Below are 17,579 nucleotides of genomic sequence, written 5' to 3'. Positions count from 1 at the left end.
AAAACAACACTAACTATATGGAATAAATGGGATTTTGAACCGTTATTTTTCGTTTTCGCGTCAATTAACCTGACTTGCGCGTGACACGCGATAACTATCACTTTCCGCCCCTGCGCCACTTTTCCAATTTCAAGCGGACGTCCATGCTTAGATTGCCGTCCAGCTCGTTGCGAACCTGGCTCTTATGTTCGACCTTTTGCTCAATGGCTTTGCGATTCTGCTTGAGCTCGATGAGCAGCTCGCGGGCGGATAATCGGAGCGCTCCCTTGCCGAAAGTAATATGCTGCTCCGCCATATCGGACGTAGCGACATAAATATTGCGACTGCGCATGGCGAGTTCCGCGGCAAGCCGTTCAATGCAGGCGTCGGCGGTTTCCTTCTCCTTCGTATAAACAACCGTCAAACGATGCTGTTTGAACGTGGACCCAATTCCAGGCACCTGATGCGCGTCGAATACGACGTAGACCGACATCCCGGTAAAGCCTTGATAATCCGCAAGCATCTCTAGCAACCGGTCGCGGGCATCCTCTAGTCCCTTGTCCCGCAAAGTCGCCAGCTCCGGCCAAGCTCCAATCATGTTATAGCCGTCAACGAGCAGGACGTCGTCTCGCCGCCGCACGGTTACTTGCCAATACGCTGCCGCAATACTTCATACATCAGCACGCCGGCAGCGACGGATGCGTTCAGGGAGTTCAATTGCCCGTGCATAGGGAGCTTGATGAGAAAATCGCATTTCTCACGGATCAGTCTTCCAATCCCCTTCGCTTCGTTGCCAATGACAATCGCCAGAGGCATGTCAAACTTCATTCCGGACGCAAATACGTCCCGCTCCGCACCGACATCGGCACCCGCTACCCAAACTCCCGCTTCCTTGAGCTTGTCGATCGTCTGCGCCATGTTCGTTATCCGCGCTACGGGCACGTACTCCACCGCACCTGCAGAGGTTTTGGTCACCGTCGCCGTTAAGGATGCAGAACGACGTTTCGGAATAATGACGCCATGAACGCCTGTGCATTCTGCCGTTCTCAGGATAGAGCCCAGATTATGCGGATCCTCGATCTCATCCAACAGCAGGAAGAACGGCAGTTCTCCGCTTTCCTTCGCACGCGCCAGCAGCTCGTCTACCTCAAAATACCGGTGAGCAGCTACTTGCGCGACGATCCCTTGGTGAGCCATGCCATCCACCATTTGATCCAGTTTGCGCTTATCCACGATTTGGACGATGACGCCCGCCTTCTTGGCTTCCAGCATCATCGGCTGCGCGTTCTTCTGCGCCTGCTCGGCTACCCAGATTTTATTGATCTCACGTCCGGAGCGCAGCGCCTCCATGACCGGGTGCTTGCCTGCGATCCATTCCTGTGAGGATTCTTCTTCACGTTCGCTCATTATAATTCTCCTTCGTTTGTGCCGACCTCGGCCGGCATGTCATCCACTTCGCCGAAAGCAATCGCCATCAGCTCGCGCAGTCTGCCGACCTTCTTGCCGTAATATAAGTAACCGACGAGGCATTCCAGCGACGTCGCTTGTTTGTAATGTGCGGGATCCGCGTTCTTGGGCATCGTGCCGGACTTCGCATTGCGCCCCCGCCGTACGATATCCGCTTCTTCTTCCGTCAGATGCGAACGCCATTTCTCGAGGATGAGAAACTGGGCCTTCGCCGAAACGAATTGGGTCGCCTGCTTATGCAGGTGGTGCGGTTTATGATTCGGGAGCGAAATCAAATACTGGCGCACAAGCACTTCATATACGGCATCCCCGATGTAGGCCAGTACGATCGGGTTCATGAGGTTGATCGGTTTAGTCGGCTCATGAAACCACAGGTTCAGTTCTTCGGATCGACCGCTCGTCACTTGCGTCTCCATCGAATACCCTGCGGCGTATCTTCCAGCACGATCCCCTTCTCGGCGAGCAGGTCGCGAATCTCGTCGGCCCGCTTCCAGTTCTTGCTGCTGCGGGCTTCCGTACGTTCCAAGATAAGCGCGTCGATCTCCTCATCCAGCAGTTCTTCGTCGGCTGCCAACAAACCGAGCACGCGGTCGAATGTATCGAATGCGGTGAGCAGAAGCTGCAGCGCTTCCGGAGACACGACCGGCCGCTGCAGGTGCAGATTCGCCTCGCTGACCAGTTCGAATACGGCTGTAATGGCATCCGGCGTATTGAAATCATCGTTCATTTTGGCTTTGAATTGCTCCTTAATGTCATCGATGCGCGCCTTTAATGGAGCAAGTTCCTCTCCAGGTGCGCTAACAGCGGCCTCCAGCCGGTGTTTGATGTTGGCGACGCAATTGGCAATGCGCTCGATGCTGTTCTCCGCCTGCGCGATCGTCTCGTCGCTGAAGTTCAGCGGGCTCCGATAGTGGGCCGATAGCATGAAGTACCGGATGACCGCCGGTTTGATGCGGGTCAACATGTCCTGAACCGTGATTCCGTTGCCGAGGGATTTGGACATCTTCTCATTGTTGATATTAATATACCCGTTATGCATCCAATACGTAGCAAGCGGCTTGCCCGTTACCGACTCGGACTGCGCGATTTCGCACTCGTGATGCGGGAATTGAAGGTCATGTCCGCCGCCGTGGATGTCGAGCGTTTCGCCCAAATATTTGCGCGCCATCGCCGAGCATTCGATATGCCAACCCGGACGCCCCGGTCCCCAAGGACTCTCCCAGTTGATCTCGCCTGGCTTTGCTGCCTTCCACAACACGAAATCCTGGCCGTTCTCCTTGCGCTCGTCGACGCCGATCCGAATACCTAGCTGCAGCTCCTCCAAATTCTGATGGGACAGCTTGCCGTAATCCGGGAACGTGCCCGTACGGAAAAACACATCGCCGCCGTTCTCGTAGGCGTGGCCGTTCGCAACCAGCTCTTCGATAAACGCGATGATTTCCGGAATATTTTCCGTCACACGCGGGTTCATCGTCGCTTTATGAATGCCCAGCCCTTCGATATTCTCGTTGAAGGCGGCAATGAACCGTTCAGCCACTTCCGGCACCGTCGTGCCGAGCTGCTCCGCTTTACGGATCAATTTGTCATCGACGTCGGTAAAATTCACGACATAGCGCACGTCATAGTCGAGCGCTTCCAGGTAACGCCGCACGACATCGAAGAAAATCGCAGGTCGCGCATTGCCGATATGAATATAGTCATAAACTGTCGGTCCGCAAACGTACATGTTTACTTTACCCGGTACAAGGGGCTTGAAATCTTCCTTCTCGCGCGTCAACGTATTATAAATTCGCAAGGTCATAGTCTTGGTTCTCCTCCAGCTACTGGCTGTTTATTTCGTTCCTTCGCCAACTCTTTCTCTCTCTCCAGCTCCGCCCGCAGTTCCGACACTTCCTTCTGCATGGCCCGGAGCATCTCGATCACAGGATCGGGAAGCTGGGCATGATTGAGACGATCGCTCACCCGGGCGCCATTACGCTTGACGATCCGGCCCGGAATGCCAACTACCGTACTGTTGGCGGGCACTTCGCGCAACACGACGGAATTCGCGCCGATATTCACATTGTCTCCAATGGTGAAGGAGCCTAGAACCTTAGCTCCCGAAGCAATGACTACGTTGTTGCCAATCGTCGGATGCCGCTTCCCCTTTTCTTTGCCTGTGCCGCCCAGCGTGACGCCTTGATAAATGATGACATTATCGCCGATTTCGCAGGTTTCCCCGATGACGATGCCCATTCCGTGGTCGATGAACAACCGGTCGCCGATGCGCGCGCCGGGATGAATTTCGATTCCTGTGAAAAACCGGCTCACCTGCGAAATCACCCTGGCGAGCGTAAACCATTTGCGCTTGAACAGTCGATGTGCGATCCGATGAGCCCAGATGGCATGAAGCCCCGAGTACGTGAAAACGACCTCGAACATATTGCGCGCAGCGGGATCGTTCTCGAGTACGGCCTGGATGTCGGATTTCATATTGCGCAGCATGGTCAAGTTCCCCCCTCTCTACTTAGCAACGTGAAGCGGCCCGCCACCGCCCCATCAGCGGCGCGACAAGTTTCATTCCGCCTGTCAGCTCCCTCTCAGTCACCGGACAGGCAAACAAAAAGCCCCCGCAGCCCATAAAAGGCTGCAGAGGCGTATTCACGCGGTTCCACTCTGCTTCGCAGCGCATGCTTCCGCAGGCGCGTACGTTCTCATTCGTCCGTAACGAGGACGCGTTCGTCATCGCCCACCCTGCGCGCGGCAGTTCGGAGATGCGGCTCCCAGGCGCAATGTCTATCTCCGGAAAGCGGCGACTTCCACCCGATCGAACGAACTCTTCCTGCGGCTCCGTTCGAAAGGTCGCCATCTCTGTCATTTCCGTTTGAAATAAACGATCCTGTTCCATGCCTTATAAGTGTTGTCGAACTCTTCGACGATACCGATTGATTTAGTTCAAGTATAGCCCACAGTCCTAGAACTGACAAGTGGCCTGGCGCCCGTTCTCCCGGTATGGAGCCGGCTAACCCAAACGAGCCGCTAGTCGCTCCTGCACCTTCGCTTGTCCGAGCAAGACGATCGTCGCATTGAGATCGGGACCGTGCGTCTGCCCGGTCAATGCGGCTCGGATCGGCATGAACAGCTGTTTGCCCTTGAACCCTGTCGCTTGCTGAACCGACTTGATTGCTGCTTTGATACTATCCACCGTGAGTCCTTCCAACGCATTAACCTGCTCGAGGAAAGCCGTCAGCACTGCAGGCACCTGCTCTTCAGCAAGTACGGTAAACGCTTCTTCTTCGTCCGCGGGTCCTGGGAGGAAGAACAATTCCGTGAGCGGTACGATTTCCGAAGCAGAGCGAAGTTTGTCCTGATACAATGCCACTAGATCGCTTACCCATGCACGCTGACTGTCGGACAATACGCCGGTCACGCGTCCCGCTGCTTCCAAATGCGGCAGACAGAGATCGACGACGCGGGCAATCTCCGTTTTCTTCATATATTCATTGTTCATCCAAGCCAGCTTGTTCGTATCGAATACGGCAGGGCTCTTGCTGAGGCGATTAGCGGTAAACGCACCGATCAACTCGTCGCGCGAAAAAATCTCCTGCTCGCCCTCGGGCGACCAGCCGAGCAGCGCAATGAAGTTGAACATCGCTTCGGGCAGATAGCCCAGCTTGTCGTACTGCTCGATGAATTGAATAATGGATTCGTCGCGTTTGCTGAGCTTCTTGCGGTTCTCGTTCACGATCAGCGTCATGTGGCCGAATACCGGCGGCTCCCAGCCGAACGCTTCATAAATCATCAGCTGGCGCGGCGTATTGGAGATATGGTCTTCTCCGCGAAGCACATGGCTGATCGCCATCAAATGGTCATCCAAGGCAACCGCGAAGTTATAGGTCGGGATGCCGTCCTTCTTCACGATGACGTAATCGCCGATGCCATCCGACTCAAAACTGATCTGGCCCTTAACCAAGTCATTGAACACGTAAGTCTTTCCTTCCGGAACGCGGAACCGAATGCTCGGAATGCGGCCCTCCGCTTCGAACGCAGCCCGCTCCTCCGCCGTCAGGTTGCGGTGCTTGCCGGAATAACGCGGCATTTCACCGCGAGCCGTCTGTTCTTCCCGCTCCTGCTCCAGCTCTTCCTCCGTGCAATAGCATTTGTAAGCTAGCCCGCGGTCCAGCAGATCCTGCCAGTAATTACGGTAGATATCGAGCCGCTCCGTTTGACGGTACGGCCCGTAGCCGCCACCGATATCCACGCTCTCATCCCATGTGATGCCGAGCCATTTCAAATACGTCAGCTGGCTCTCTTCCCCGCCGGCAACGTTCCGTTTGACGTCGGTATCTTCAATGCGGATGATGAATTTCCCGCCTAAATTGCGGGCGAACAAATAATTGAATAAGGCCGTTCTGGCGTTCCCGATGTGCAAATGCCCCGTCGGCGACGGCGCGTAACGCACTCTGATTGAATCGGACATGACCTGTCGACTCCTCCCGTCATCTATTGTATTGCTGAATCATAGCACAACTTTTACGAGGCATACAACAGCTTGGGCGGCAATCCCTTCGCCGCGTCCGGCGAAGCCGAGCTGCTCTGTCGTCGTCGCTTTCACGTTCACCTGAGAGCTCTCTTCCGCCTCGAGGGCGCCGGCGATGACCTCTACCATTTGGGGTATATACGGCAGCATCTTCGGACGTTGCGCGATGATCGTCGCATCCACATTGCCAAGCTTATATCCCCGTTCCTTAATGAGCCCCCATATATGCTGAAGCAGCTTCAAGCTGTCCGCATCCTTGAAGGCCGGATCGGTATCCGGAAAATGCTTGCCGATATCGCCGAGGCCAAGCGCGCCCAGAACCGCGTCGCTGATCGCATGCAGCAGCACGTCTGCGTCGGAATGCCCGAGCAGCCCCCGTTCGTACGGAATCGTCACGCCCCCGATAATGCATGGACGCCCCTCCACCAGCTGATGCACGTCGAATCCTTGTCCCACTCGAATCATACGTCCGTTCCTCTCTCCCGCTCCCGGCTTGCCAACAGAAACTCCGCGTATGGCAAATCATCCGGCGTCGTTATTTTGATATTCGTATAGTCCCCTTCGGCGACCGCTACCGATACGCCAAGCCGTTCGACCGCCATGGCATCGTCCGTACCGACGAATCGCTCGGACGCGGCCTTCTCCAATCCCTGCACCAGCAAAGAACGGCGAAAAGCCTGCGGCGTTTGAATCGCCCACAAGCTTCGCCGTTCGGGTGTCGCGGTAATGACGCCATTATCGTTCACTTGCTTAATTGTATCTTTGACAGGCACGGCCAGTACGGCTGCGCCTGTCTCCAACGCTTTTGCCATGCATGCGCGTACCGCCTTATGCGTGACGAAAGGCCTTACGCCATCATGCACCATTACCCAGTCCGCAGAATCATCGAGCGTGCTCAGTCCCAGTTGAACGGAGTGCTGCCGCTCGCTGCCGCCCGCCGTGACTGCTTTAACTTTATGTAGGCCATGGTCCGAGACAAGTGCCTCGCAGCGCTCGACATCCTGCGGTCCGACAACGAGGCACACGGCCGCGATCTCGTCCATGGCTTCAAACGTTTCCAAGGTATGCACGAGAATAGGCTTGTCCCGCAGAAGCAAATACTGCTTGCTCTCCGTTGTTCCCATCCGCGTTCCGCGTCCCGCCGCCACGACGACGACGCCCCATGTTGCCTTTCGATCTGCCATGCTTTAACCGCCCCGTCGTATACTTCGACTTTCCGCACTACCATCATCATCGGCAGCGGAGAGTCATCCGTGTACTATCATACCGCTTTAGAGCGCTTTTTCCAACAGCTTCGGCTTGGCGAAAATCATCCGTCCCGCCGACGTTTGTAGCACGCTCGTCACGAGCACTTCCATCGTCGTACCGATGTAGTCCCTGCCGCCCTCCACAACGATCATCGTCCCATCGTCTAGATAGGCGACGCCTTGACCGTGTTCCTTACCGTCCTTAATGACCTGAACGACAATCTCCTCACCTGGAAGGACGACCGGCTTCACCGCATTCGCGAGATCATTGATATTCAACACCGATACACCCTGTAGCTCGCAAACCTTATTCAGGTTAAAATCGTTGGTAACGACTTTGCCGTGCAGCGCTTTGGCCAGCTTCACCAGCTTGCTGTCCACTTCGCCTTCTTCCATGTCGCCTTCGTAAATCAGCACTTTAACGTCCAGCTCTTTCTGGATCTTATTCAGAATATCCAGACCTCTGCGGCCGCGGTTACGCTTGAGCAGATCCGATGAGTCCGCGATATGCTGCAGCTCCTCCAGAACGAACTCCGGAATGACGAGGGTTCCCTCGATAAAACCGGTTTTGCAAATATCCGCGATCCGCCCGTCAATAATGACGCTCGTATCCAAAATCTTATGTTCCTCATAGCTGCTTTCCTCGTCATGCTGAACCGACTTGGCGCTGCGTTCCGAGATGGCGGCGATTCCCTCTGCCAGCTCCGTTCGTTTATTCAGTCCGATTCTCATTCCCGCATAACCCAGCAAGACGGTCAACGCCACCGGAATAACCATCCAAGCGCCTTCAAGCCCGGACATAGCCGGATAAAGTAGTGCCGAGAGCGCCAAGCCGCCCAAGAGTCCCGCTCCGCCCGAAAGCAAATCGCCAATTGGCATCGCGGAAGCGCGTTCCGTTCCCTGATCGATCCATTTGAGCAAAGGACCTGCAAACATCGACGCAATCGCTAATCCGCATACGGCTCCGATGCCCGTACTCATGTAATAGCTGCCTGAATGCTGCATAATGCCGCCCGTAGACGCCGTGAAGCTTAAGCCGCTGTTTACGGAGCCGAATAGTTGTGCCCCAATAACGCCGCCAAACAATAAACCAATGCCTTGAATCATTCGTTTCATCATATAAATCCACCTCCATTACAATTATGTTCCAATTATTGTCACGTTAATCGCATGAAGGCCGGGATTGCATTAGAAATTATTAACTTGCGCTGCAAGGGGGACAAAACACGTAAATCCGTTTTGAAATGCTGCGCGCCGAGGCTTATAATAAGAGCAAAGCAACCCATTCCTGAAATGAGGTGGAACCGATGAATGCACCAACGTTGGAGCAATTCCAGCAGCAAGTGTCCGAGTTGCTGCTGCGTCATCGCAGCTTACTGGACGTTCTGTCCAAATACGGACAGTCCGGCGCATCTGTTAACCGCGCCGTGGCCAAATCCGTCACCGAATGCGGGTGCATCGAACTCAATGCCCGCAAGCAGCAATACGAGGATGACTTCAATCTCGAGAAAGCCAAGACCAAGCTGCACCATCACATCACCGGCGAGCTATGCGAGCATTGCAAGGAAGCCATCCAGAACGAATTGGGCCGCAACCTCTTCTACATGTCGGCCATGGCGAACCTCCTCGACATCAAGCTCGACGATGTCATTGAACGCGAGTCCGACAAATGCAGCACGCTGGGACTGTTTAATTTAACTTAACCGCTCGGAACACAGAGCAGTCCGCTGCAGAAAGCCGCAACGGAAACAAAAAAGACCGCCCCGTTCCCTTTGTAAGGGAGCTAGGCGGTCTTTCTCATACTGCGCAAATTATGCGCTATGTTCACCGGGAACCGCTTCTTCAGGAAGCTGATTCTCCAGCCGGCGTTTCCGTTTTCTATTCGGGAGACGGCGATCAACGTTTTTTTTTAAGCCGTACAGCGCATAGAGCACAAGCGGCACGAAAATGATTTTGGATAAGTGGTGCGGAAACAAGATTCCAAGAGCGACGACAACGACGACGATGATGGGAACGACCCAAATCGCGTTCTTCGGAATGCCGAGCTTCTTAAAGTTCGGGTAGCGGATCGTGCTGACCATCAGGCACGAAAGCACCAGCGTGCTTGCCATCAGGACGGATAAAGCGATATCTTTGTGGAACAGCGCCAGCGTAGCCAGTACGCCGCCTGCTGCCGGTATGGGAAGGCCGATAAAATAGCCTGGCATTCCGGAAACGACATTGAATCTTGCCAGTCGCAGCGCTCCGCAAATCGGGAACAGTGCCGTAATGATCCAAGCGGCTGCGGAGTTAAGCTCCTGAAATGCAACGCTGTACATGATAAAAGCCGGGGCAACTCCGAAGGAGATGACATCCGACAGGGAATCCAACTCTTTGCCAAACTCGCTCTGCGCGTTAAGTGCCCGCGCGACCCGACCGTCCACGCCATCCATCAGCATGGCGATGATAACCATCATTGCTGCCAGCTCAGGCTTCGCATTGTCGGGAAAAACAAGAATAACGGCAATAATGCCTAGAAACAAATTCGCCACCGTAAAAAGACTCGGTATCGACTTCGTAATCATTTTGCTCCACCTCATCTTTACTATGCCCCAAAACCGCATCGCGCAGTATTGGAGGGCAAACTTGAAAACGAAACTTCGGTTTGAAGCTCCATGTGCGACAAAGGTGTTAATTGTAAGCAGTACCCAGCTTCCGTCTGCATTCCCTCATTGTATGGGATTTAAATTTGTCTGTCAATGAACATCTGTTCTTGGATCCGCTTGAGACCTTCTTTGATCGCACGGGCGCGAACCTCGCCAATTCCATCGACGGAGTCCAATTCCTCGATCGTCGCCATCAGAACATGAGGCAGCGTTCCGAATCGTTCGACCAAGTTATTGATGATGCCGGCAGGCAGGCGCGGAATCCGGCTGAGCAGACGGTACCCGCGCGGCGCCACCATCTCCTCCGACGCTGCGCTTATGCCGCTGTAGCCCAGCAGCTTAAGGATTTGCGGCAGTTCGAGCAGTTCCTCGGATGTCAGCTTGCGAATATTCGCGCGGATTTCCCGGACGCGTTCCTCGGAGGGATCTCTCACGTAATCCTTGAGCAGGAACCACGATTCTTCTTCTACCCCGCCGACCAGTTCATCCATCTGCATGCTGATCAGTCGACCCTCCGTGCCAAGCTCGTTGACATAGCGCTTAATTTCCATTTTGACGCGGATGACCATTTCCACCCGCTTGATGACATGCGCCACTTCCTGAAGCGTAACCATCTCCTCGAACTCCAGCGCGGACAGGTTCGTAAACGATTGGCCGAGCACCGCTTTATATTTCTCGAGGGTTTGTATCGCTTGGTTCGCTTTCGTCAGAATGACGCCCATTTCTTTCAATGAGTACCGGAACTGTCCCTGGTACAAGGTGATGACGTTGCGCCGCTGCGAGATGGAAACGACCAGCTTGCCCGTCTGCTTGGCCACTCGTTCCGCCGTCCGATGCCGGATTCCCGTCTCGCTCGATGAAATTGAACTGTCTGGAATGAGCTGCGTGTTGGCATACAGGATTCGTTTGCGATCCTCGCTCAAGATGATGGCGCCGTCCATTTTGGCAAGCTCGTATAAATAGTTCGGGGAGAAATCGCAATTGATGGAAAATCCCCCATCAACGACCTCCATGACCTCCGGACTGTAGCCGACGACGATGAGCGCTCCTGTCTTGGCCCGCAGCACATTGTCCAGCCCTTCGCGAAACGCCATACCGGGCGCGACCATCTGGAGCAGCTGATTGACCATTTCTGCCTGGTTCGACTCCTTCATGATCTTCCCCCCTCTTTATCCGAATGCCGCGGACAGCGCTTCTGCGACCGTCTCCACGCCAATGATTTCAATCCCCGATGGCGGGGTCCAGCCTTTCAAGCTCTTCTTCGGCATAATGACGCGCTTGAAGCCAAGCTTATGTGCTTCCTTCACCCGCTGCTCCGCGCGTGAAACCGCACGAACCTCGCCCGTTAAGCCAATCTCGCCGAAAAACACGTCGAACGGCCTTGTCGGCGCATCCTTATTGCTTGATGCAATGCACACCGCAGCCGCCAAATCGACTGCCGGCTCATCCAGCCGGATCCCTCCGGCCACGTTCAGGTAAACATCCTGCGTCTGCAGGAACATGCCCATTCGTTTCTCCAGCACCGCGACGATCAAGGTCATCCGGTTGTGGTCGATACCCGTTGCCATTCGCCGCGGTGAAGGGAAATTCGTCGTTGCGACTAATGCCTGCATCTCGACAAGCACAGGCCTTGTGCCTTCCATGCTGGCCACGACAGTGGAACCCGACACGCCCATTGGCCGCTCCGATAAGAACAGCTCCGACGGATTGCTCACTTCCCGAAGTCCATCCTCCACCATTTCGAATATGCCGATTTCGTTCGTGGATCCGAACCGGTTCTTCACCGCTCGCAATAGCCGGTAAGTATGATGGCGTTCTCCTTCGAAGTACAATACGCAGTCCACCATATGCTCCAGCATCCGCGGACCCGCAATGGCGCCTTCTTTGGTAACGTGGCCGACAAGCACAGTTGCGATGCCTTTGATTTTGGCAACCCGCATGAAGTGCGCCGTACATTCCCGAACTTGGGAGACACTTCCCGGCGCCGACTGCACTTGAGGGTCGTACACGGTCTGAATGGAGTCGATAACGAGGAAATCGGGATTGACCGACTCTATCGCATCATTGATCTGTTCCATGTTCGTTTCGCACAGCACGTACAGCGTATCCGACAACGCACCGAGCCGATCCGCGCGCAGGCGCGTTTGCCGAACGGATTCCTCTCCGGAAATATAGAGAACCGTCAGTTTCTTAGATGCCAGTGCATGCGACGTCTGCAGGAGCAAAGTCGACTTGCCGATTCCCGGATCTCCGCCGACCAATATGAGCGAGCCCGGAACGACGCCTCCACCCAGTACGCGGTTAAACTCTTTATTGGTTGTCTCGATCCGCTTTTCCTGACCACTTTCTATATGTATGATCGGTCGCGGCTTTTCTTTCGTCTGAATGAGCGTCGAACCCATACCTTGCGTTTTGACGACCGTTTCTTTCTCTTCCACCATTGTATTCCACTGCCCGCATCCGGGGCATTTTCCCATCCATTTGGGCGATTCATTGCCGCATTCCGTGCATGCGAACTTGGTTTTAAGTTTTGCCATGAGCGGCTCCTTATGCAAAAGACGTATCATTCAAAGTTTACCATTTATGCCGATGCGATTAAACCTTAAATTCCGTCAAAGCACCTCATGCCGTCAACGGTTCATACGGATCAGAGACGAAATCGGTTCAAGCCCGGCGAATAAAAATACCCCTCACCCGCTGCCTGAACGCAGTGGATGAGGAGTATGCGATGCAACTTGCTTATTTCGTTGCCGGTTCTTCCGCCGGCGGAGCGCTGTCTACATGCGTTACGGTCAACCCGCCATCCTTCTCGTCGATAATGAGCGTATGGCCTTTGGAGATTTTGCCCATCAGCAAATCTTCGGAAAGACGATCCTCGATATGCTTTTGAATCGCTCTGCGCAGCGGACGCGCACCGTACTGCGGATCGAAGCCTTCCTTCGCCAGGAACGCTTTCGCGGATTCCGTGAGCGTAAAGTCGACTTCCTGCTCGCGCAGACGTTTGCGAAGCTCTTCGGACATCAGCGTGACGATTTGAGAGATATGCTCCTGCTCCAGCGAGTGGAACACGATCGTCTCATCGATCCGGTTCAGGAACTCCGGACGGAAGCTTTTCTTCAGCTCAGCCAGCACTTTATCTTTCATGATGTTAAAGTCGCGGCCCGCATCCTGCGCGGCGGTGAAGCCGAGCGAGGAATTACGTTTAATTTGATCGGCGCCGACGTTCGACGTCATAATGATCAGCGTGTTACGGAAATCGACGACGCGTCCTTTGGAATCGGTCAACCGGCCGTCTTCCAGCACTTGAAGCAGGATGTTGAACACTTCCGGATGTGCCTTCTCGATTTCGTCGAGCAGTACGACCGAGTACGGTTTGCGACGAACTTTCTCCGTCAACTGGCCGCCCTCTTCGTACCCGACATAGCCTGGAGGCGCTCCGACGAGTCTCGAAGTAGAGTGTTTCTCCATGTATTCCGACATGTCGATGCGAATGACCGCGTTCTCGTCGCCGAACATCGCCTCTGCCAATGCGCGGGCAAGCTCCGTTTTACCGACCCCGGTCGGGCCGAGGAAAATAAACGAACCCATCGGACGTTTCGGATCCTTCAAACCTGCGCGCGCTCTGCGGATGGCGCGGGATACCGCTTTGACCGCTTCGCTTTGACCGATGACGCGGTCATGCAGGATATCTTCCATTTTGAGCAAGCGCTGCGTTTCTTCCTCGGCCAGCTTGGATACCGGAATCCCGGTCCAGCTCGCGACGACCTGCGCGATATCTTCAGGCGTCACCTCGGAGTCCGTGCGGCCTTGTTTTTCTTTCCACTGATTCTTGGTCACATCAAGCTCTTCGCGAATCTTTTGTTCGGTGTCGCGGAGCGCTGCCGCTTTCTCAAACTCCTGGCTTTGAACGGCGGAGTCTTTTTCCTTGCGGATATCCTCCAAACGATTTTCCAGCTGTTTGAGATTAGGCGGTACCGTGTACGATTTCAAGCGGACTTTGGAGCTCGCTTCATCGATCAGGTCGATTGCCTTATCCGGCAGGAAGCGGTCCGTAATGTAACGATCCGACAGCTTAACCGCTTGCTCGATCGCCTCATCCGTGATTTTTACCCGGTGATGCGCTTCATAACGATCGCGAAGACCATGCAGGATTTGGACTGCTTCTTCCGGCGACGGTTGATCGACCGTGATTGGCTGGAAGCGACGCTCCAAAGCTGCGTCTTTCTCGATATATTTGCGATATTCGTCCAGTGTCGTGGCGCCGATGCACTGCAGCTCGCCGCGGGCAAGCGCGGGCTTCAGAATATTCGACGCATCGATTGCGCCTTCTGCACCGCCAGCTCCGATCAGCGTATGAAGCTCGTCGATGAACAGCACGATATTTCCGGCTTGGCGAATTTCGTCCATGATTTTCTTCAAGCGGTCCTCGAACTCGCCGCGATACTTCGTGCCGGCTACGACCGAGCCCATATCGAGCGTCATGACGCGCTTGTCGCGAAGCGTCTCCGGAATTTCACCGGCGATGATTTTTTGAGCCAGTCCTTCGGCGATTGCCGTTTTACCAACCCCCGGCTCCCCGATGAGGACCGGATTATTCTTGGTTCTACGGCTGAGCACTTGAATTACACGCTCGATTTCCTTGCTCCGGCCGATAACCGGATCCAGATTGCCGTCTTTGGCATACGACGTCAAGTCGCGAGCCAGACCGTCAAGCGTTGGCGTGCTGACATTAGCAGGCGCACCGTGACTGCTGGATACCGCTTCGCTGCTTCCAAGCAACTGCAGCACCTGTTGACGCGCCTTATTCAGGCTGATGCCGAGATTATTGAGTACGCGTGCCGCAACGCCTTCGCCCTCGCGAATCAGACCGAGCAAAATATGCTCCGTGCCGACATACGTATGGCCCAGCTTGCGCGCTTCGTCCATCGACAGCTCGATGACCTTCTTCGCGCGAGGCGTGTACGCGATATTGGTTGGTTGTTCCTGTCCGCGTCCAATGAGCGACTCCACTTCGTCCTGAATCTTCTCCAAGCTCAGTCCAAGGCCGATCAAGGCTTTGGCTGCGATTCCTTCCCCTTCCCGGTTCAGACCGAGCAAAATGTGCTCCGTACCGATATTATTGTGACCGAGACGAACCGCTTCTTCCTGCGCCAATGCGAGCACCTTCTGTGCCCGTTCGGTAAATCGTCCAAACATCATGTTCACACACCCCCATGATCAGATTCACTGTGCTGCAACTGCTTACGTATAAGTTCCGCACGCCGGATATCCCGCTGTTCGGGCGACATTTTCTCATTGAACACCTGCTGGAGAAAACCCGGCTGCGTTAATACCATCATTTCGTTCATGACTTGGGGCGACACGTCCTCAATCAATCCGAGATCGATCCCCAATCGAACATCGGACAGGCGCTGAGCGGCCTCCTTGGAGTCCATGATCATCGCATGCGACAATATCCCGTAAGAGCGCTGTACGCGATCTTCGAGCCGCACTTTGGAATCTTCGAGAAGCCGAAGCCTGGCGGCTCGTTCATGCTCGATGATTTGGCGGGCTACGTTATGCAAATTCTCGATGATTTCGCCTTCGGACTGCCCAAGCGTAATTTGATTCGAAATTTGAAACAGATTTCCAGTCGCCTCGCTGCCTTCCCCGTAAATACCTCGCACCGCCAACCCCACTTGCGTAATGGCCGACAAAATGCGATTGATCTGCTGGGTAAGCACAAGCCCCGGCAAATGCATCATAACAGACGAGCGGATACCCGTGCCGACGTTGGTCGGACAGCTGGTTAAGTAACCTCTGCGTTCATCGAATGCATAATCGGTTTCTTCTTCGAAAATATCGTCAATGCGGCTTGCAAGCCCCCAGGCTTCCTTAATTTGAAATCCGGGATACAGGCATTGAATCCGCAAATGATCCTCTTCATTCACCATGATGCTGACAGCTTCGTTCTCGCTCAGTATGACCGCTCCGCTGCGCGATTCATTGGCCAAGTTCGGACTGATTAGATGCTTCTCCACGAGTACTCTACGTTCAAGCTCGCTGAGCTGCGACAGTGCAATCGTCTCAAACGGACCATAGTCCTCCAGCTTTCCGGTATCGGCGACAGCCGTAAGCTGTTCCATCACGTCGTGCGCCTGCTGATTCGTGGCCAGCATCGGGAACGGATGTCCCGTCAAATTGCGAGCGATGCGAATTCGGCTGCTGATGACGACATCGGACTCAGGACCACTGCCTTTCATCCAATCACTCAGCGCTTCTTCGACATAAGACCGCTTCGACACTCTGAATCACCTTCCTAACCGTGCTTTTCCTGGGCCTCGGCTATATTGCGTTCCAGCTCGCGAATCCGGTCCCGAATTTGGGCCGCATTCTCGAAATCCTCCTGCTCGATCCGCGTCTGCAAATCCCGTCTCAGCGCCTCGATTTCGCGCCTTAGCTGAATTTGCTCGCCGGCACGTTTCGGAACTTTACCGACATGCGACGTACTGCCATGCACTCTCTTCAGAATGGGGTCCAGCTTGTTTCCGAATTGCACGTAGCAATTACTGCATCCGAACCGGCCCATTTTACTGAATTGCGTATATGTCAGCCCGCAATTGTCACAGCGGATTTGCTGCTGCGGCTTTGCGCCTATAACGTTCATCGCGCTTGCCTGTTCAAAATCCAGCAAACCCGACAAGAGACTGTGAATGGAAAAGCCGTTCGCCGTGCCGGGAATGCCTTCTCCCCGTTCACGTGCGCAAGCTTCACAAATATGAAACTCCGTCTTCTCGCCGTTCACGATCTTCGTAAAATGAAGCGTAGCCGGCTTCTTCTCGCATTCCTGACAAAGCATTCCGCACTATCCCTCCTCTTGCAAGGCTGCGCAGCCTACTTCATGAGCAGCGTAACAAGCATCGCCCGAAGCAGCCGTGCACGAATTTCGTCGCGCAGCGGGAGTTTCAAGACCAAGGAATCGCGGGAAACAGCCGCCCGAAGCAAATTCGCTTCCCTTCGGGAAATCAATTTCCCTTCCTCCAGCTGATAAATAACCCCTTCCGCCGTATCCTGGTCCACTTGCTCGCCAATGGTTTGAACGAGATGCTCCTGAAGGGCGGACAACGTAGGCAGTTCAACGCGCTGGATGCGGATATAACCGCCACCGCCGCGTTTGCTCTCCACGAAATAGCCCTTCTCCAATGTGAAACGGGTACCGATCACGTAATTGATCTGGGAAGGCACGCAAGAAAACCGATCCGCCAAATCATTACGCTGCAGCTCCACTGCGCCGCCGGGGCTTTCCTTTAGCATATGCTTGAGGTACTGCTCGATGAGATCGGAAATGTTGCGCATTTCGCCAACCTCCCTAAATTGCCCAAACCATTCTTGCATCAAATAATCTTAATCGTCAAAGTTTTTAGTCAAATTGACTTTGACTTTCTTTGACCTTAACTCCATTATACGCAAATTCCAAAAAAGGTCAAGCGACTTACGGCATGCGATTTATGTTCCCTTTGCCTTATTAGCTTGGGCGGATCTTGCCTATTTATACGCGGTTGAGGGCGCATTCACAACATTCCGGTTAGACATATGCATACCACTATATGATTAACCGCATGAAAAAGATTTATAAACAACAAAAAACCGACTGCAATTCTGCAGTCGGTTCATCGTGCTTGGCAACGTCCTACTCTCCCAGGACCCTGCGGTCCAAGTACCATCGGCGCTGGAGGGCTTAAC

The 17,579-nt window shown here is 54.3% G+C and carries 17 protein-coding genes; 1 reads left to right on the top strand and 16 read right to left on the bottom strand.

All coding sequences use genetic code 11. The features are described from left to right. Positions 1-97 precede the first annotated feature (97 nt). The 9 genes from AC0YNU_RS31560 to AC0YNU_RS31520 all read right to left on the bottom strand — a co-directional run bounded on the left by AC0YNU_RS31560 (position 98) and on the right by AC0YNU_RS31520 (position 8,331). On the bottom strand, positions 98-619 hold the full coding sequence (locus tag AC0YNU_RS31560) for an NYN domain-containing protein (RefSeq protein ID WP_475763780.1): 522 nt from the start codon (positions 617-619) through the stop codon (positions 98-100). Positions 620-621: 2 nt separating this feature from the next. Further along, on the bottom strand, positions 622-1,386 hold the full coding sequence (gene rlmB, locus AC0YNU_RS31555) for a 23S rRNA (guanosine(2251)-2'-O)-methyltransferase RlmB (RefSeq protein WP_475763778.1): 765 nt from the start codon (positions 1,384-1,386) through the stop codon (positions 622-624). Further along, positions 1,386-1,862, bottom strand: a complete 477-nt coding sequence (locus tag AC0YNU_RS31550) for a Mini-ribonuclease 3 (RefSeq protein ID WP_475763776.1) — start codon at positions 1,860-1,862, stop codon at positions 1,386-1,388. The genes rlmB and AC0YNU_RS31550 overlap by 1 nt, the downstream gene beginning before the upstream one ends. After that, on the bottom strand, positions 1,847-3,247 hold the full coding sequence (gene cysS, locus AC0YNU_RS31545) for a cysteine--tRNA ligase (RefSeq protein ID WP_475763774.1): 1,401 nt from the start codon (positions 3,245-3,247) through the stop codon (positions 1,847-1,849). Before cysS ends, AC0YNU_RS31550 begins: the two co-directional genes overlap by 16 nt. Continuing rightward, positions 3,244-3,930 carry a serine O-acetyltransferase gene (gene cysE, locus AC0YNU_RS31540; RefSeq protein ID WP_475763772.1) on the bottom strand — a complete coding sequence of 229 codons (687 nt, stop codon included), beginning with the start codon at positions 3,928-3,930 and terminating at the stop codon, positions 3,244-3,246. Before cysE ends, cysS begins: the two co-directional genes overlap by 4 nt. A 517-nt stretch (positions 3,931-4,447) precedes the next feature. Further along, positions 4,448-5,905 carry a glutamate--tRNA ligase gene (gene gltX / locus AC0YNU_RS31535; RefSeq protein ID WP_475763770.1) on the bottom strand — a complete coding sequence of 486 codons (1,458 nt, stop codon included), beginning with the start codon at positions 5,903-5,905 and terminating at the stop codon, positions 4,448-4,450. Between the two features lie 39 nt (positions 5,906-5,944). Beyond that, a complete protein-coding gene (ispF, locus tag AC0YNU_RS31530) occupies positions 5,945-6,430 on the bottom strand; it encodes a 2-C-methyl-D-erythritol 2,4-cyclodiphosphate synthase (RefSeq protein ID WP_475763768.1) in 486 nt (161 codons plus the stop codon). After that, positions 6,427-7,149 carry a 2-C-methyl-D-erythritol 4-phosphate cytidylyltransferase gene (gene ispD, locus AC0YNU_RS31525; protein ID WP_475763766.1) on the bottom strand — a complete coding sequence of 241 codons (723 nt, stop codon included), beginning with the start codon at positions 7,147-7,149 and terminating at the stop codon, positions 6,427-6,429. Before ispD ends, ispF begins: the two co-directional genes overlap by 4 nt. Positions 7,150-7,236: 87 nt before the next feature. Beyond that, entirely contained in the window at positions 7,237-8,331 is a 1,095-nt protein-coding gene (locus tag AC0YNU_RS31520; RefSeq protein WP_475763764.1) for a PIN/TRAM domain-containing protein, read from the bottom strand. Between the two features lie 188 nt (positions 8,332-8,519). Here AC0YNU_RS31520 and AC0YNU_RS31515 point away from each other — a divergent pair, with 188 nt between their 5' ends. Continuing rightward, complete coding sequence (locus AC0YNU_RS31515; RefSeq protein WP_475763762.1) at positions 8,520-8,915, top strand: nucleoside triphosphate pyrophosphohydrolase family protein; 396 nt, start codon at positions 8,520-8,522, stop codon at positions 8,913-8,915. A gap of 108 nt (positions 8,916-9,023) precedes the next feature. On the opposite strand, the gene pssA is transcribed toward AC0YNU_RS31515, so the two are convergent. The 7 genes from pssA to AC0YNU_RS31480 form a co-directional block, all read right to left on the bottom strand. Next, positions 9,024-9,776 carry a CDP-diacylglycerol--serine O-phosphatidyltransferase gene (gene pssA, locus AC0YNU_RS31510; protein WP_475763862.1) on the bottom strand — a complete coding sequence of 251 codons (753 nt, stop codon included), beginning with the start codon at positions 9,774-9,776 and terminating at the stop codon, positions 9,024-9,026. 158 nt (positions 9,777-9,934) lie between these two features. Then, complete coding sequence (gene disA / locus AC0YNU_RS31505; RefSeq protein WP_475763760.1) at positions 9,935-11,011, bottom strand: DNA integrity scanning diadenylate cyclase DisA; 1,077 nt, start codon at positions 11,009-11,011, stop codon at positions 9,935-9,937. A 15-nt stretch (positions 11,012-11,026) separates the two neighbouring features. Further along, the gene (radA, locus tag AC0YNU_RS31500) at positions 11,027-12,394 is read right to left on the bottom strand and encodes a DNA repair protein RadA (RefSeq protein WP_475763758.1); all 1,368 of its coding nucleotides are present in this window, start codon (positions 12,392-12,394) and stop codon (positions 11,027-11,029) included. A 202-nt stretch (positions 12,395-12,596) separates the two neighbouring features. Beyond that, positions 12,597-15,056 (bottom strand): ATP-dependent Clp protease ATP-binding subunit, encoded by a 2,460-nt coding sequence (locus AC0YNU_RS31495; protein ID WP_475763756.1) that lies wholly within the window; start codon positions 15,054-15,056, stop codon positions 12,597-12,599. A gap of 2 nt (positions 15,057-15,058) precedes the next feature. Beyond that, complete coding sequence (locus tag AC0YNU_RS31490) at positions 15,059-16,099, bottom strand: protein arginine kinase (RefSeq protein ID WP_475763860.1); 1,041 nt, start codon at positions 16,097-16,099, stop codon at positions 15,059-15,061. A 56-nt stretch (positions 16,100-16,155) separates the two neighbouring features. Beyond that, a complete protein-coding gene (locus tag AC0YNU_RS31485) occupies positions 16,156-16,695 on the bottom strand; it encodes a UvrB/UvrC motif-containing protein (protein ID WP_475763754.1) in 540 nt (179 codons plus the stop codon). Positions 16,696-16,730: 35 nt separating this feature from the next. Beyond that, positions 16,731-17,192 carry a CtsR family transcriptional regulator gene (locus AC0YNU_RS31480; RefSeq protein WP_475763752.1) on the bottom strand — a complete coding sequence of 154 codons (462 nt, stop codon included), beginning with the start codon at positions 17,190-17,192 and terminating at the stop codon, positions 16,731-16,733. Positions 17,193-17,579 lie beyond the last annotated feature (387 nt).

The organism is Paenibacillus sp. J31P316 (assembly GCF_056269105.1).
This window is presented reverse-complemented; position numbering and strand designations above follow the sequence as displayed.

Coding starts and splice junctions, on each gene's coding strand:
- rlmB (WP_475763778.1), bottom strand. CDS start 1,386: ATGAGCGAACGTGAAGAAGAATCCTCACAGGAATGGATCGCAGGCAAG.
- AC0YNU_RS31550 (WP_475763776.1), bottom strand. CDS start 1,862: ATGGAGACGCAAGTGACGAGCGGTCGATCCGAAGAACTGAACCTGTGG.
- cysS (WP_475763774.1), bottom strand. CDS start 3,247: ATGACCTTGCGAATTTATAATACGTTGACGCGCGAGAAGGAAGATTTC.
- cysE (WP_475763772.1), bottom strand. CDS start 3,930: ATGCTGCGCAATATGAAATCCGACATCCAGGCCGTACTCGAGAACGAT.
- gltX (WP_475763770.1), bottom strand. CDS start 5,905: ATGTCCGATTCAATCAGAGTGCGTTACGCGCCGTCGCCGACGGGGCAT.
- ispF (WP_475763768.1), bottom strand. CDS start 6,430: ATGATTCGAGTGGGACAAGGATTCGACGTGCATCAGCTGGTGGAGGGG.
- ispD (WP_475763766.1), bottom strand. CDS start 7,149: ATGGCAGATCGAAAGGCAACATGGGGCGTCGTCGTCGTGGCGGCGGGA.
- AC0YNU_RS31520 (WP_475763764.1), bottom strand. CDS start 8,331: ATGATGAAACGAATGATTCAAGGCATTGGTTTATTGTTTGGCGGCGTT.
- AC0YNU_RS31515 (WP_475763762.1), top strand. CDS start 8,520: ATGAATGCACCAACGTTGGAGCAATTCCAGCAGCAAGTGTCCGAGTTG.
- pssA (WP_475763862.1), bottom strand. CDS start 9,776: ATGATTACGAAGTCGATACCGAGTCTTTTTACGGTGGCGAATTTGTTT.
- disA (WP_475763760.1), bottom strand. CDS start 11,011: ATGAAGGAGTCGAACCAGGCAGAAATGGTCAATCAGCTGCTCCAGATG.
- radA (WP_475763758.1), bottom strand. CDS start 12,394: ATGGCAAAACTTAAAACCAAGTTCGCATGCACGGAATGCGGCAATGAA.
- AC0YNU_RS31495 (WP_475763756.1), bottom strand. CDS start 15,056: ATGATGTTTGGACGATTTACCGAACGGGCACAGAAGGTGCTCGCATTG.
- AC0YNU_RS31490 (WP_475763860.1), bottom strand. CDS start 16,099: ATGAAAGGCAGTGGTCCTGAGTCCGATGTCGTCATCAGCAGCCGAATT.
- AC0YNU_RS31485 (WP_475763754.1), bottom strand. CDS start 16,695: ATGCTTTGTCAGGAATGCGAGAAGAAGCCGGCTACGCTTCATTTTACG.
- AC0YNU_RS31480 (WP_475763752.1), bottom strand. CDS start 17,192: ATGCGCAACATTTCCGATCTCATCGAGCAGTACCTCAAGCATATGCTA.